We start from the raw sequence: 13,831 nt of genomic DNA on the forward strand, positions 1-13,831 counted from the left end.
TCCCCCACCACAGGAGGCACCGTGCATCCCGAACCCGAACGTCGGCGGGGCGGCTTCCGTACCCGGACCGCCGCCCTGCTCGCCCTCACCCTTACCGCATCCCTTCTGGTCCTGCCCGGGGCCGCGCAGGCCCTGCCGGACCCGGGCACGGCCACCGACACCGCCGTCGTGCCGCCGTCGGCCGGTGCCGTGCAGACCGTCGAGGACTACGAGGACGGCGTCCCACCCGAGGTTCTGCTCTTCGCCTCCAGCGAACCCGAGCGGCCCGAGGTGGGCACCGTCGCAAGCGACGACCGACCCGGCGCGGGCGGAGACAACGATGCCTTCTCCGTCCGGTACGACATCGACGGCTGGGGTGGCTTCACCCACAACTTCATCGCCCCGGACGGCCACCAGGACTGGCGGGCGTACGACGGTTTCTCGTTCTGGGTGAAGGGGGACGGCAGCGGCCGGCAGGTCCAGTTCGAGATCAAGGACGGCGGCGAGCACGGTGAGGCGTCGGAGCTGTGGGAGTCGTTCTTCATCGACGACTCCACGGGCTGGAAACAGATCCGGACGGTCTTCCCCGACTTCGTCTGGCGCACCAGCTACCAGCCGGCGGACGGTCCCAAGGACAAGGAGCTACAGCTCGACCGGATGTGGGGGTTCGCGGTCAACCTGCCGCAGGGCACCGGTGAACTGCACTTCGACCAGGTGGAGCTTTTCACCAACGTGGCGACGGTCGCCGACTTCGAGGCCCCGCAGCCCCAGCTCAACCCGCCGGCCGGGCAGCCCGGCGTCATCACCTTCAGCGGCGACGACTCCCGCATCCCGGAGCTGAGCTACGTCGACGCCTCCCGCGACGGCACGCCCGCCGACAACCAGGCCCTGGCCGTGGCCGTCGACACCACCACCAGCTGGGCCGGCTTCGCGCACAACCTGAGCTTCGACACCGAGCCGCAGGACTGGAGCAGCTTCGGCGGGTTCCGGTTCTGGTACTTCAGCTCGCTGACCGTGCCACCGGCCGCGCCCGGCGCCGGCCGCCGAATCGACGTGGAGATCAAGGACGGCGGGACGGACGTCGACCACAGCGAACTCTGGATCACCAGCTTCACCGAGGACTGGGTCGGCTGGCACTTGGTCGAGCTTCCGTTCTCGCAGTTCACGTACCGCACCGACTATCAACCCATCGGCGGCATCAACCAGGAACTGGACCTCGACCAGATGTGGGGCTACGCGATGCAGCCCCGCTCCGGATACGCCGACACCTTCCGCATCGACGACGTTGAGGTCTACGGCGTTCCGCAGGTGGGGCCGACGGTACGGGTGGACGCCGACCCGGCGGTCAGCCTGCTCGACGAGGGCGAGTCGACCACCGTCACGGTTCGGCTCACCAACACCGATGACGCACCGCTGGACAACGAGGTGACCCTGCGATACGCCACCGGCGCCGGCTCGGCCACCGCCGGCGAGGACTACGAGCCGGTCGAGGGAGAGTTCGTCTTCCCCGCCGGCACCGCCTCCGGAACCACTCGGCAGATCACCGTTCAGACCCTCTCCGACGAGCAGGCGGAAACAGCGGAGACCATCCCGCTGACGCTGACCGGCAGCGGCCTCGCCGTCCCCGAGGACCCACCGAACATCGTGCTCAACGCGCACGGCCTGCCGTACCTGGACGCCTCCCGGCCGGTTGACGAGCGGGTCGCCGACCTGCTCGGGCGGATGTCGGTCGAGGAGAAGGTCGGCCAGATGACCCAGGCCGAGCGGAACGCCCTCGACTCGCCGAACGACCTGGCCACCTGGCGACTCGGCTCGCTGCTCTCCGGCGGTGGCTCGACGCCCACCCCGAACACCCCGGAGTCCTGGGCGGACATGGTGGACGGCTACCAGACACGCACGTTGCAGACCCGACTACAGATCCCGCTGCTCTACGGCGTCGACGCGGTGCACGGCCACAGCAACGTCCAGGGCACGACGATCTTCCCGCACAACATCGGGCTCGGCGCGGCTCGTGACCCGGAGCTGATCGAACGCGTCGGACACATCACCGCCGAGGAGACCCGAGCGACCGGACCACAGTGGTCGTTCGCACCCTGCGCCTGCGTGGCCCGTGACGACCGGTGGGGGCGCACCTACGAGGCGTACGGGGAGGACCCGGCGCTGGTGATCGCCAACGAGACGGTGATCGACGGGCTCCAGGGCCGCGAGCTGGCCAACCGCAAGGACGCCGACCGCGTGCTCGCCTCGGTGAAGCACTACGCCGGCGACGGCGGGACCGAGTACCAGCCGGGCAACGGAGGGTACCCGATCGACCAGGGCGTCGTCGTCATGAGCCGGGAAGAGTTCGACCGGATCCACCTGGAGCCGTACATCCCGTCGGTGCGCGAGCACAACGCGGGAACGATCATGCCGTCGTACTCCAGCGTCGACTTCACCGACGACGGGGTCGGCAACCCGGTCAAGATGCACGCCCACAAGGAGCTGCTCACCGATGTCCTGAAGCAGGAGATCGGCTTCGACGGCTTCCTGATCAGCGACTACGCCGCGATCGACCAGATCCCCGGAGACTACGACAGCGACGTAGGCATCTCGATCAACGCCGGGCTAGACATGATCATGGTGCCGAACGAGTACCAGCGCTTCGAGGAGACGCTGCTCGGCGAGATCGAGGCCGGGAACATTCCGATGTCCCGCATCGATGACGCGGTCAGCCGAATCCTGACCCAGAAGTTCCACCTCGGACTCTTCGAGCAACCGTTCACCGACCGCACCCACCTGGCCGACGTGGGCTCGCCCGAGCACCGCGCGGTGGCCCGCGAGGCTGCCGCCAAGTCCCAGGTGCTGCTCCGCAACACCCACCAGGTGCTGCCACTGGCCACCACCGGCAAGCTCTACGTCGCCGGCGGCAACGCCGACGACATCGGCGCGCAGTCCGGCGGCTGGACCATCACCTGGCAGGGCGGTAACGGCGACATCACCCCCGGCACCAGCATCCTCGACGGCATCCAGCAGGTCGCACCGGACGCCGAGGTGACCTACAGCGCCGACGCCTCCGCCCCGCTGGACGGGCATGACCGGGCCGTCGTCGTGGTCGGCGAGCAGCCGTACGCGGAGGGCATGGGCGACGTCGGCAACAACGGCTTCACCATGACGTTGAGCGACGCCGAGAAGGACACGGTGGCCCGGGTCTGCTCGGCGGTGGACAACTGCGTGGTGCTGGTGGTCTCCGGTCGTCCGCTCGTGCTCGACGATGCACTCGCCCCCGCCGACGCCGTGGTCGCCTCCTGGCTGCCCGGCACTGAAGGGGCCGGCGTGGCCGACGTGCTCTTCGGCGAGCGGCCGTTCACCGGTCAGCTGCCGGTGTCCTGGCCGCGTTCGTTGGACCAGGAGCCGATCAACGTCGGTGACGCCGACTACGACCCGCTCTACCCGTACGGCTGGGGTCTGCGCACCGACCCGACCCGGGACCGGCTGCACGAGCTGCGGGCCGAACTGGCCGAGATCGAGCAGGACGGCTGGACCCGGGCCGCGGTGAAGCTGCTGGACCGGTCGCTGCGCGACGGTAGCTCCTGGCATGAGGATGGCTCGGTCCGCGACGAGCGACGAGTGATCACGAAACTGACGGTGATCTCCACCCTGCTGGCCCTCAGCAGCCGGGACAACGCGGCGCAGCAGGAACTGCTGGTGTCGACGCTCCGAGATGTCGCGCAGGCAGCGATCGTCCGGGAGGGCGTCACCGCCCCCTCGGCGACGCGAACCTCCACGCTGACCGCGGACGCGGAGCACGCGCTCCTGACCGGCAAGCCCATCGCGGCGACGTGGAAGCTCGCCGCGGCCTGGCGGATCGCGACAGGCTAACGGCAACCAGCTGGGCGGTGTCCGGGTTCAGCCGGACCGGGACGCCGCCCGTCACCCACACGAAGGCCCGGCCCCAGTGGGCCGGGCCTTCGCTTCCTCATGCCAGGGACCGTCCGGTCAGGGCGCGAAGGACGGTCAGCAGGTGCGGCGGCTCGACCCGATCCGGCAACGAGGCCAGGCCCGACCACGAAACCCATGCATGCGAATGCAGGTCGACCTGCTCGTCAGGGAGGAGACCCGTCCGCGTCAGCGATGGTCGGTCCTCGGCGAAGTACGCCACGAAGAAGTCCTCCGGGCCGACATACCGCGTGCCCTTCCACCGCACGTCCCGCTCGACCGGCATCGACCGGTCACGGACCGCACCGGGGTCCAGTCCCGTCTCCTCCACCAGCTCCCGCCGGGCCGCCGCTAGTGGCGTCTCACCCGGCTCGATGCCACCACCAGGCGGTTCCCACAGCCATACCCCGTCAACTGGATCATGCCAACGCAGCAGAAGCACGCGACACGCAGCGTCCAGACAGATCACCCGCGCTGCCGGCCGATACCTCGCCTCCATCACCGCGACTCTAGCTAGTCGATGCGCCAGGTTCGGGTAGCGCCACCGCATCCTGCACGGACACCGCCCCGACAGGCAAATCCGCAAGGGTCTGTCAAGTCAACGAACCTGTCTCACATTCTGTGGTGCCGCCTCATCTCGGGGCACCGGGCGACGACGTAACGGTGATACCGCCGTCCACCGCCCCACAGGCACCGTTCGGGGCAGGACACAGCACCGCGGCGGACCCACCGCCGCGACGGATCGGCTCTGCCACGGCCACCAGCCGGCGTTGGTCTTGGAACTCGATTGCGGTCGCAGCACCCAATTCGGCGATGGGACGGAAGGCCGGCTGACCGAGCGCGACAAGTTCCGACTCATACTCGGCGATGAATGCCGGCTCTGCCACCGGTGTGTCGCTGTTGCGCTGCGACGCGCGGGGCGCGGCGACGGCCTCCGACAACGACATGCCCCGATCAATGCGGTTGAAGAGGATCTGGAGCACAGTCGTGATGATCGTGGCACCGCCTGGGCTGCCGACTGCCAGGAAGGGTTCGCCGTCGTCGAGCACCACCGTGGGCGACATGGAGCTACGTGGCCGCTTGCCCGGGGCGGGCAGGTTCGGGTCCGGCAGCGCTCCGGCCCGCTGGGCGAACGAGAAGTCGGTCAGCTCGTTGTTCAGAAGAAAGCCACGACCCGGCACCACCATGGCGTTGCCGCCGGTCTGCTCGATCGTCAAGGTGTACTCGACGACGTTGCCCCAGCGGTCGGCGACCGTGAGGTTCGTGGTGCTCTTTGCCTTCTCTCCGCTGGTGGCCGCCGTGGGTGGGCGAACGCTACCGTACGGGTCGGACAGCTCGCCGGGTGCCGTTGGTTTCGGCAAGGCCGAGTCAGGCTGGACCACCGCCCGGGTGGCCGCGTACCGGTCGGAGAGCAGCTCTCGCAGCACCCGCGGGTGGGTGTCGTCACCGACGTAGGCATCGCGGTCGGCGAAGGCCAACGCGCTGGCGTCGAGGTGGACACTGAGCGCTTTCGCTGGGGGCGTGTGACGCAGGTCGAAACGCTCCATGATGTTGAGCGCTTCGCCGACCGCCGTGCCTCCGCTGGATGGCGTTGACATGCCGTAGATGTCGTAGCCCCGGTAGCTGGAGTGGGTCGGCGCGGGGAACCGCAGTTCGTAGCCGGCGAGATCCGTGGTGGTCAGCCCACCCGGACGGATCAGGTACGGCCAGGGCCGTGGCGGAGAGTCGGCGACCGGTGGATCCTGCACGGCCGCCGCGATGTCGGCCCCGATCGGGCCCTCGTAGAACGCTTCGACGCCGCGGCGCGAGATCAGGCGGTAGGTGTCGGCGAGGTCGGGATTGCGGTGGGTGCTACCGACCTCCGGTGCCCGCCCGTCGGGCAGGAAGAGCTGTGCCGTCGGGGCGAACTGCGCGAACACCGCCGCGTTCTCCAGCACCTGTTGGCGGAACGTCGCATCGACAGCGAACCCCTTGTCGGCGGCCCTGATGGCCGGGCGCAGCGACGCGGCGAGGCTACGAGTGCCCCACTTCCGCAGTGCTGCCTCCCAGGTCAGCAGGGTGCCTGGCACACCGACGGAGAGGCCGCTGATTCTGGCCTCCTCAAACGCGTACGGCTGGCCGGTCGCCGGGTCGACGAATGTGTCCCGCCGGGTCGACGCGGGCGCACTCTCCCGTCCGTCGATGGTGTGCACGCGTTTGGATCGGGCGTCGTAATAGACGAAGAAGCCGCCGCCGCCAATACCCGCCGAGAAGGGTTCGGTTACTCCGAGCGTCGCGGCAGCCGCCACCGCCGCATCGACGGCGTTGCCACCGCTGCGCAGCACGTCGCGGCCGACGGCCGTCGCGGTGGCATCAACGGTCGCCACCGCCCCGCCGTACCCGGCAGCCGTGGAGCGGGAACTCACCGGCGGTGGTACCGCGTGCCCTGCCGCGACCACCGGTGTCGCGGGCACCACCAGCCCCGCGGCGGCGACCGCCGCCATCAGGCCTGCTCGGTAGGCCCTCATCCTGTCCCCTCACGTCGATGACGTTCTCGATCGTTGCCATCCGCCTCTTCTTCGGCTGGCCTTGTCTGCCATTGACAGATGCGGAGGCGACGTGCCCAAAGTCATGACCGGCTCGCCGCTGAACGGTGATGAGATCGCGTAGGTAAAGGTGGATCGGTACGGTGCGGCGGGTTGTGGCCGCTGTTGTGATGGTAGCTAGCGCTGTGCCACGAGGTGTGACGATTTCGGTACCGGCATAGGTGCAGCCATCCCGGCAAACGGCCTCGCTACCCGCCGGCGGAACACCGACTACGGGCACCAGGCTCTCGAAGCCCGCCGCGCGCGGAGGGCCGCTAGACGCGGCGGTGGTATCTCCATCCCCTAAGGAGGGGAACCTGATGTCAGGATCCCGTCATTCCCCGGCCACGCCGCACAAGCTGCCCACGTCTCACCGCGCCGCCACAGATGCCGGACCCCGCAACCGGGGCACCGCGACCGTGATGCGCCCCGCGGTGGTCAGGGACAGATCGCCCTCGGGAGTGCGCGCGGATTCAAGCGCCCTCGCCGCGTCGGCGGTTGCCGCGTCGAGACGATCGGCCGGCAGGTGCTGGAGCAGTTCTCGTCCGCCGTGCGACCACATCCACCGCATCCAGTGATTCACGTCGTGGAACCTGCTCTCGACCCGATGCTCGCTGATCGCGGCGATGTCCAGGCCCGCCGCCGTCATCGTCGCCGTGATCGTTTGTTCATCGTTGAATGGGCCGACGGTCGGCGCGGGACGCGGCAGCTCCGCCGGTAGGTGCGCGGCCAGGGCATCCGTCGCGGCGACGAAGGCCGGGTCGTAGGCGCCGGGGGTGCTCACCGCCAGACGACCCGTGGGGCGAAGCAATCGCGCGTACGCCCGCAGGGCCTGCTCCGGCGCCGACAGCAGAAAGACGACCATCCCGGCCAGCACCACGTCGAAGCTGTGGGGTGCAAAACTCGGCTGCTGGGCGTCGCCAAGCCGAACCTCGACCTGGGTCAGGCCGGCGCGTGCGACGTCGTCGGCGGTGAGCGTCACCATCGTCGGCGCGAGATCGATACCAGTGACGTGGCCGGTCGGCCCGGTGGCCTCGGCGGCGGGGAGGAGAACAGCTCCGCGGCCGCAACCGACATCGAGGACGTGGTCGCCCGGCCGGATGCCAGCACAGCTGACAAGTGCCGTGCCGAACGGTTCGAAGTAGGACACCTCGGTGCGGTCGTAGCTGGAAGCGGCCTGCTCGAACACGTCGACGATCGAGTCCGTACGCGCGCTGCTCGTCATTGACACTCCTCATCGCTCTCACTGCTCGCGCCCGTTCGGTGGGCTACGACGGCAGCCCGAGCGCCAAGATTGTCAACCCGTCAACGGTCACCGCGCGATGGTCGTGCCGGCCACCAGGATGACATGTCGATTGCGATGTCCAGGCACGCCTCGCCGGCGGATTGCCGGCGATGGTGTTGGCGGTGGCCGACTCAGGAACACGGTACACATGTTCCGGTAGTCGACCAGCTACTCGACGAACGAGAAGGCCCGGCCCTCTGAGGACCGGACCTTCCGCTGATACTCAGACTCTCGACGAGCCGGACTTCCTGGAATGGTCAGTGCTGCCTGGTGTGCCGCACGAAGACCCGCCACGCCGCCGGACCGAACACCAGAGCCGGCCCGCCGGGATCCTTGGAGTCCCGAACACCCACCATGCCAGGAAGGTTGTCCGCAACCTCGACACAGTTGCCCTCGTTACCGCTTTTGCTGCTCTTGCGCCAGAGGGGCTGCGGAAGATCACTCATCGTAACTCTCCTTTATCACTGTACTGAGCAAGTCCTCTGACGCTCGCTCGTCGAGCGCCGATTCCCAGAGAGTAGACCAAGCATCAACGTACGCGGAAACATCACCTGGACGATCTAAGTAGAGGCTACCCGTGAGCGCCTCGCTGTACACCGTAGAGGGCTCTGCCGGACGGGTTCCTATTCGCGGGAAGTCCAAGACAACAAACGCGCCAGCAACGGACGCACTGTGCGGGCCGACACCCATTGGCAGCAACCGAACACTTACGTTCGCGGCAGACTGTCCAACGTTTGCCAGATGGGCGAGTTGCTCTTGCCAACCGCCCACATTCTTGGGGGGCCGCCGGACTACCGACTCATCGATGACTACCTCCAGGCGTGGGGCGGCTGGCGAACGTCTGGTCAATAGGCGCTGACGCTCCAACCGAAGCGCTACCTTGCGGGCCACCTCGTCAGCCGTTCTTCCTGGCTTTGTTTGAAAAACGGCGGTCATGTAGTCCGGAGTCTGTAGTAACCCCGGGATCAACGCGGGTTCATACCATCGGAGGTGACAGGCCGCGGCTTCCAACCCCACGTATAGCTCGAACCATTCGGGAATGGCATCCCCGTAGGCATGCCACCAGCCGCGCGACTTACTCTCGGCGGCCAGCGCCACCAGCGCCGAACGCATTTCGTCTGATGTACCATAAATACGACACATTAGCTCGACATCATGCGTCCTTACCGATGTCTGCGCGCCTTCAATCCGATACATCCTGGCTCGGGACCATTCAAGCCGCTTCGCCGCAGCTTCGAGCGGAATCCCGGCTTCTTCCCGAGCTTGCTTCAGGTATCGACCAAGCTGCCGCTTCGGAACACTAGATCCTCCGCTTGCCAACGTTGCCGCTCCCTCCTGTCTCAATTTCCTCGATGGACCGTCTCACTCGACACACATGATGCGCTCCTACCAGGACGGTGTAAATACCGGAACGAGAAATCTCGCTCCGATCCGTTGCGATGTCGCGCGACGCAGGTGATGCTCGAGCCAGCCCACCGGAAGCATCAAGATCACATTCACCAACAACTTCCGAGTAGGGGCACTGGTCACAAACCTGACGCAAAGGACATCTATGGCTGCGGGCCTTGCTGGTCTCGTCGGACTTTTCACTGGCCTACTCGTCGGTGGGTTCACCACCCGGCTATCGGGCTCATGGTGCCCAAAGTGCGGCGACCCGAAGCGCTGCCCACGCGGCCACACCGTCGCTACCACCAACGGGAGACGACCGTGATCGCAAGAACCAAGCTGCCGCAGCGGAACCCTCGCATTGCGCTCGCCAGCGAACTCAACCCTGGCCGCCCTACGTCCATGTCCGAGATGGAGCTGGAGCAGCTGTTGTCCCGGGTTCGCGCTGTCGGTCGGGCACGCGTCGTCTACACCCAAAGTCCCGGCGACGATGTCATTGAGGCTGTACTCGCCGGACTACGGAGGCTCTGATGGCCGACGACAGACCTGACGAGTTGCGGCCACGTCGCGACCCGTCCGGCCCACCGCCGTTGCCGGATGGCGACCGGGTACAGCCGGAGTATCCCCCGGACATCGCCCCACCCTCCACCCGGCAGAAGCTTCTCACTGCCCTCATAGTGGCCATCGTCATCGCCGCCATCGTGATCGGCACACTGCGGTGATCGACGAGCCACACTTACCGATGCGTCCCTTGTGGGGTTGCGACACCTGTAGGGCCGAGTGGCCCTGTCAAACGGCCAGAGCCAGGCTCCTGACCGAGTACCGCGACAACCGCGTTGCGCTCCGGGTCTACTTGGGCGCGCTCATGGCCGAGGCGGAGACGCACCTATCCCAGATCCACAAAGAGGCGAACCTCTATCACCGTTTCATGTCGTGGGCCTAGCTTGGTCGCGCACCGCACCTACGCCGGTACCGCGGCTTCGGTGTGCCGGGCCTCATCGGCACACCGAACTCGCGGCAGATACAGCTCCCAGTCGATCAAGGCGCGCCCGCGTGTGGACGCATGCGCCAGGAACACCCCGAGTTGGCAGTTCTCTGGAGCGGTCCACGCCCTACCTGGCGGTCGACCTCGCCGACCTGACCGCACGGCTGCTCCGGCTGCCGGTGCGGTCGGAGGTGCCGGTGACCTGCCAGGAACAACTCGTCGTCGAGCACTACTCCCGCTAGGACCGGTGGAACGCTGGCAACTGTCGTCCGGGCACTCGGCGTCCAACACCGCGGTCCGGCGCTGGTGCGGTATCGGATCACCGGAAGGCGCCTCGGTTCAGGCTCATCAAGGTGGAATCGAGCCTCGCCTGGCCCGGACGACAGCAGGCTACCTGGACTCTGCCGACCGGAGAGCCGCGACCGCCTGCCGGGTATCCTCCGCGATCAGATCAGTGTTGATCGCCGCTGCCGCAACGGCACCGCCAGCCGCGGCGGCACCTACCTGGGCGGCCAGGTCGGAGACGTTGCCGGCGACCCACACTCCGGCAGCCTCGGTGCGCCCGAACGGGTCCGCCGGAACGTACTCACCCACCCCGCTGGGATGGTCGACCGACCGCAGCCCAAGCCCCGCCAGGAAGCCGGCTCGCGCCACCAGCCGTGGTGCGACCGACAGAGCGTCCCGGCGTACCACCGTGCCGTCAGCCAGGCGTACTCCGACGAGCCGGTCATCGGCGACTTCCACCGCCGTCACCGCACCGGTCACCACTCGGATCCCCCGGGCGGCGAACTGCTCGGCCTGCTCCGTGTCCGGGCCAGCGCTGTGATGCGTGAAGTACGTGACGTCCCCGCTCAACTGCCGGAAAAGCAGCGCCTGGTGCACCGACATCGGCCCGGTGGCCAGTACGCCGATGGCCTGGTCCCGAACCTCCCAGCCATGGCAGTACGGACAGTGGAGCACGTCGCGTCCCCACCGTTCCCGCAGTCCTGGGATCTCCGGCAGCAGATCGACCAATCCGGTCGTCACCAGCAACCGACGGGCCCGCACGGACTTGCCGTCGACCAAGGTGACCGTGAACCCGTCGCCTTCGCGTGCCGCGTCGGCAACCTCGCCGTTGACCACGTGGCCCCCGTACCCACGCACCTCGGCCCGACCGCGCTCCAACAACTCGGTCGGCGCCATCCCCTCTCGCGCCAGCAACCCATGCACGCCCAGAGTGTTCGGAGCGTTACGGGGGGGCGCCTGAGTCGATCACCGCCACCGAACGGCGGGACCGAGCGAGCATCAATGCCCCGTTCAGGCCAGCGGCGCCGCCGCCGACGACCACCACGTCATAACTGTTCTCCAGCTGATCGGTCATCCTGACCACCTCCCAGGGGCAACCATGCGCGGGCAGCGACCATCCGGCAAACTAGTTTGCTGTTGTGGCAAATGAACTGCCCACACCGGCCGGCGTTCCGACATCGCCCATGCCGCTCTTCGTAATCCTGCCCGCTGCGCCGCGCGCGAACCGACAAACCAGCAAGCCAGGTCCGCTTCCGACCGACCGCCGTGACACGTGTCCCGAAACGGCGGTCCGGATTCGCCGATCAGACGGGGTCAGATCCGGGCCGCGGCAAGGCGCTCCTCGAGCCTCCCACGCCCTGCCCTCAAGCTGCTGACGCCGGCCGCGCGGGCCGGCGTCGTCGCCATCATCGGCGACCGGCTGACATTCCGCCACCCGGTCGTCACGCGAGTGCTGCATGAGGGAACGGCCAGCGCGCTACGAGTCCTGCTGCACCGCTCCTTCGCCGAGCGCATAGCAGGCGCCGGTGGGCCACCCGAGCGGGTCGTCACCCAGTTACTCGCTGACACGGTGCCGTTGGACGTCACGCTGACCCGCTGGCTCACCACTCACGTCGAGCAGCTCACCACCCGCGCACCCCGGATCACAGTGACCATCCTGCAACGTGCCCACGCCCAGTGCACAGTGCCGCCCGCCGACCGCATGACCCTCACCATCTGGCTGGCCCGGCTGCTCCTGCGGTTGGGCCGCAACTGCGCCGCCGAGGCCGGGTGGGTTGCCTCCCGCACCGATGACCTCGACGTGGAAGGTGAGATGCGGTGGATGGTCGCCCTGACCTATGAGAAGCGCGGCGAGCACCAGACCGCCGCGGACATCGCCCGATCCGTGCTGCACGACCGCCGTGTCCCGGCTCCGTGGCTCGACCGGTTTCGCCTCATGCAGGCTCGGCTGAGCCAACACCTGGCCGACCGACACGACGACTGTCACCCCGAAATCGACATGTGTACGTAGATACCCTCATCCCGAGGTTCTCGTTCGCGGCCGGTCCGGCTGGTTCGTGGGGAGTGCTCGCTGGTGGACACTCCGGCAGGGTGCGGGCGACGTCAGTCGCCGATCTCGCTGACCTGGGCGAACGGTGCGTCGTCACGCCACACCACGTGAATGATGAAGTGGTGGTGCGGCTCGAGGAAGTAGACCGCCAGGTTGTCTGGCGTGTTCTGCACGGTCTTCGTCGAGAAACCTAGGCTGGGGGTAGCGGTGACAGTGTGCACCCGTCCACCGCTGGCGCGGATCACCGCTTGACCGCCCTCCACCCGGAACGAGCGCAGGTAGGTCGCCACACCCGCGTCGTCTGTGGTGACGGTCCAGCCGTCCCGGGTGGTGGACTCACGCGGCGCGACGGTGCTGGGGCGTGGCGTGTCGGCAGCGGACGGTGTCTCCACGGTCGGCGCCACGGAGGGTGGCGCCACAGACGGAGTGGCCGACGACGCATTCGGCCACGGCGACGCCGTGGCGGTCACCGAACGGTTGTCGCTGTGCCCCTCGCGGGACAGCTCACGAACCGAGACGAGGGTATCCTCGCCGGCCGGCGCGGTGCGCAGCACGGGAAGCAGGGCGACCGAGGTCAGTGCGATGCTGGCGGCAGTAGCCGCGAGCCATCCGAGCGTGGGCGCCCACCTGCGGAGTGTGCGCACAATGATCCCTTCCGTCAGCTCCGCCTATGGTAGCGAGATGGCGCTGATTCTGCTGGTCGAGGACGACAGCATCATTACGGCGGCGCTGTCCCGCGCGCTGACCGACGCGGGGCATGTCGTGCGGGCCGTCGGCCAGGCGGCCGAGGCGTTGCGCGTCCTGACCGGGGAGCCGCCGGATCTGGTGCTCCTCGACCTCGGGCTGCCGGACATCGACGGTACGGATACGCTCCGTATGATCCGGTCCATCTCCGAGGTACCGGTCGTTGTCATCACCGCCCGCCGGTCGGAGACCGACATCATCCACCTGCTCAACTCGGGCGCGGACGACTACGTCACCAAGCCCTTCTCCGGCGAGCACATCCTGGCCCGCATCTCGGCGGTGCTGCGGCGGTACCGCAGCGGCACCGACCGGGAGGGGCCCGGCGCGATCACCGTCGGGCCGCTGGTGATCGGGCGTAAGGAACGGCGGGTCACGATGCACGGCAACCCCCTCAAGCTGACCCGGCGTGAGTACGACGTACTCACGTACCTGGCTGAGCGGGTCGGGCAGGTGGTGAGTCGGCGGGAGCTGATGACCGAGGTCTGGCGGCAGGCCCGAATCGGAGAGGAACAGACGATCGACGTCCACATCTCCTGGCTGCGGCGCAAGCTCGGCGAGACGGCTGCCAAGCCGCGGCTGCTGCACACCGTCCGCGGGGTCGGCGTCATGATGGTCGATCAGAACTGACAGTCGGACCT

11 protein-coding genes and 4 pseudogenes are annotated in these 13,831 nt (G+C 67.9%); 7 read left to right on the forward strand and 8 right to left on the reverse strand.

Going from position 1 to position 13,831, the window contains the following annotated elements:
• Positions 1–21: 21 nt before the first annotated feature.
• Positions 22–3,837 (forward strand): glycoside hydrolase family 3 protein, encoded by a 3,816-nt coding sequence (locus STROP_RS12295; protein ID WP_012013672.1) that lies wholly within the window; start codon positions 22–24, stop codon positions 3,835–3,837.
• A gap of 51 nt (positions 3,838–3,888) precedes the next feature.
• Here STROP_RS12295 and STROP_RS12300 read toward each other — a convergent pair.
• The 5 genes and pseudogenes from STROP_RS12300 to STROP_RS24070 form a co-directional block, all read right to left on the reverse strand.
• Positions 3,889–4,393, reverse strand: a pseudogene (locus STROP_RS12300) (NUDIX hydrolase).
• A gap of 133 nt (positions 4,394–4,526) precedes the next feature.
• Complete coding sequence (gene ggt / locus STROP_RS12305) at positions 4,527–6,401, reverse strand: gamma-glutamyltransferase (protein ID WP_012013674.1); 1,875 nt, start codon at positions 6,399–6,401, stop codon at positions 4,527–4,529.
• 427 nt (positions 6,402–6,828) lie between these two features.
• Positions 6,829–7,683 carry a class I SAM-dependent methyltransferase gene (locus STROP_RS12310; protein ID WP_012013675.1) on the reverse strand — a complete coding sequence of 285 codons (855 nt, stop codon included), beginning with the start codon at positions 7,681–7,683 and terminating at the stop codon, positions 6,829–6,831.
• A gap of 317 nt (positions 7,684–8,000) precedes the next feature.
• On the reverse strand, positions 8,001–8,189 hold the full coding sequence (locus STROP_RS12315) for a DUF397 domain-containing protein (protein WP_012013676.1): 189 nt from the start codon (positions 8,187–8,189) through the stop codon (positions 8,001–8,003).
• Positions 8,182–9,063 (reverse strand): helix-turn-helix domain-containing protein, encoded by an 882-nt coding sequence (locus STROP_RS24070; protein WP_012013677.1) that lies wholly within the window; start codon positions 9,061–9,063, stop codon positions 8,182–8,184. The genes STROP_RS12315 and STROP_RS24070 overlap by 8 nt, the downstream gene beginning before the upstream one ends.
• Positions 9,064–9,531: 468 nt before the next feature.
• Here STROP_RS24070 and STROP_RS26380 point away from each other — a divergent pair, with 468 nt between their 5' ends.
• The 3 genes from STROP_RS26380 to STROP_RS25725 are packed head-to-tail and all read left to right on the forward strand — an operon-like array spanning position 9,532 to position 10,072.
• On the forward strand, positions 9,532–9,660 hold the full coding sequence (locus STROP_RS26380) for a hypothetical protein (protein ID WP_413540556.1): 129 nt from the start codon (positions 9,532–9,534) through the stop codon (positions 9,658–9,660).
• Positions 9,660–9,851: a hypothetical protein gene (locus STROP_RS12325; RefSeq protein WP_018831383.1), complete on the forward strand. Its 192-nt coding sequence runs from the start codon at positions 9,660–9,662 to the stop codon at positions 9,849–9,851. The genes STROP_RS26380 and STROP_RS12325 overlap by 1 nt, the downstream gene beginning before the upstream one ends.
• A complete protein-coding gene (locus STROP_RS25725; protein WP_018833112.1) occupies positions 9,848–10,072 on the forward strand; it encodes a hypothetical protein in 225 nt (74 codons plus the stop codon). The genes STROP_RS12325 and STROP_RS25725 overlap by 4 nt, the downstream gene beginning before the upstream one ends.
• Positions 10,073–10,099: 27 nt before the next feature.
• On the opposite strand, the pseudogene STROP_RS26385 reads toward STROP_RS25725, so the two are convergent.
• A pseudogene (locus tag STROP_RS26385) lies at positions 10,100–10,225 on the reverse strand (IS701 family transposase); the annotation flags it as partial.
• On the opposite strand from STROP_RS26385, the gene STROP_RS25175 reads away from it, so the two are divergent.
• Positions 10,183–10,356: a hypothetical protein gene (locus STROP_RS25175; RefSeq protein ID WP_018831385.1), complete on the forward strand. Its 174-nt coding sequence runs from the start codon at positions 10,183–10,185 to the stop codon at positions 10,354–10,356. The pseudogene STROP_RS26385 and the gene STROP_RS25175 overlap by 43 nt on opposite strands.
• Before the next feature lie 148 nt (positions 10,357–10,504).
• Here the strand turns inward: STROP_RS25175 and STROP_RS12335 are convergent.
• Positions 10,505–11,474, reverse strand: a pseudogene (locus STROP_RS12335) (NAD(P)/FAD-dependent oxidoreductase).
• A gap of 288 nt (positions 11,475–11,762) precedes the next feature.
• Here STROP_RS12335 and STROP_RS12340 point away from each other — a divergent pair.
• Positions 11,763–12,410: pseudogene (locus tag STROP_RS12340) on the forward strand (hypothetical protein); the annotation flags it as partial.
• Positions 12,411–12,502: 92 nt separating this feature from the next.
• Here the strand turns inward: STROP_RS12340 and STROP_RS12345 are convergent.
• On the reverse strand, positions 12,503–13,093 hold the full coding sequence (locus STROP_RS12345; RefSeq protein ID WP_018831645.1) for a hypothetical protein: 591 nt from the start codon (positions 13,091–13,093) through the stop codon (positions 12,503–12,505).
• Between the two features lie 37 nt (positions 13,094–13,130).
• On the opposite strand from STROP_RS12345, the gene STROP_RS12350 reads away from it, so the two are divergent.
• Positions 13,131–13,820: a response regulator transcription factor gene (locus tag STROP_RS12350; RefSeq protein WP_018833108.1), complete on the forward strand. Its 690-nt coding sequence runs from the start codon at positions 13,131–13,133 to the stop codon at positions 13,818–13,820.
• The last annotated feature ends 11 nt before the right edge of the window (positions 13,821–13,831 follow it).

The organism is Salinispora tropica CNB-440 (genome assembly GCF_000016425.1).
Taxonomy (GTDB): Bacteria; Actinomycetota; Actinomycetes; order Mycobacteriales; family Micromonosporaceae; genus Micromonospora; species Micromonospora tropica.

Excerpts from the sequence above, each read along its gene's own strand:
- STROP_RS12350 (WP_018833108.1), top strand. The coding sequence starts at position 13,131 with ATGGCGCTGATTCTGCTGGTCGAGGACGACAGCATCATTACGGCGGCG.
- STROP_RS12325 (WP_018831383.1), top strand. The coding sequence starts at position 9,660 with ATGGCCGACGACAGACCTGACGAGTTGCGGCCACGTCGCGACCCGTCC.
- ggt (WP_012013674.1), bottom strand. The coding sequence starts at position 6,401 with ATGAGGGCCTACCGAGCAGGCCTGATGGCGGCGGTCGCCGCCGCGGGG.
- STROP_RS12310 (WP_012013675.1), bottom strand. The coding sequence starts at position 7,683 with ATGACGAGCAGCGCGCGTACGGACTCGATCGTCGACGTGTTCGAGCAG.
- STROP_RS26380 (WP_413540556.1), top strand. The coding sequence starts at position 9,532 with ATGTCCGAGATGGAGCTGGAGCAGCTGTTGTCCCGGGTTCGCGCTGTC.
- STROP_RS12315 (WP_012013676.1), bottom strand. The coding sequence starts at position 8,189 with ATGAGTGATCTTCCGCAGCCCCTCTGGCGCAAGAGCAGCAAAAGCGGT.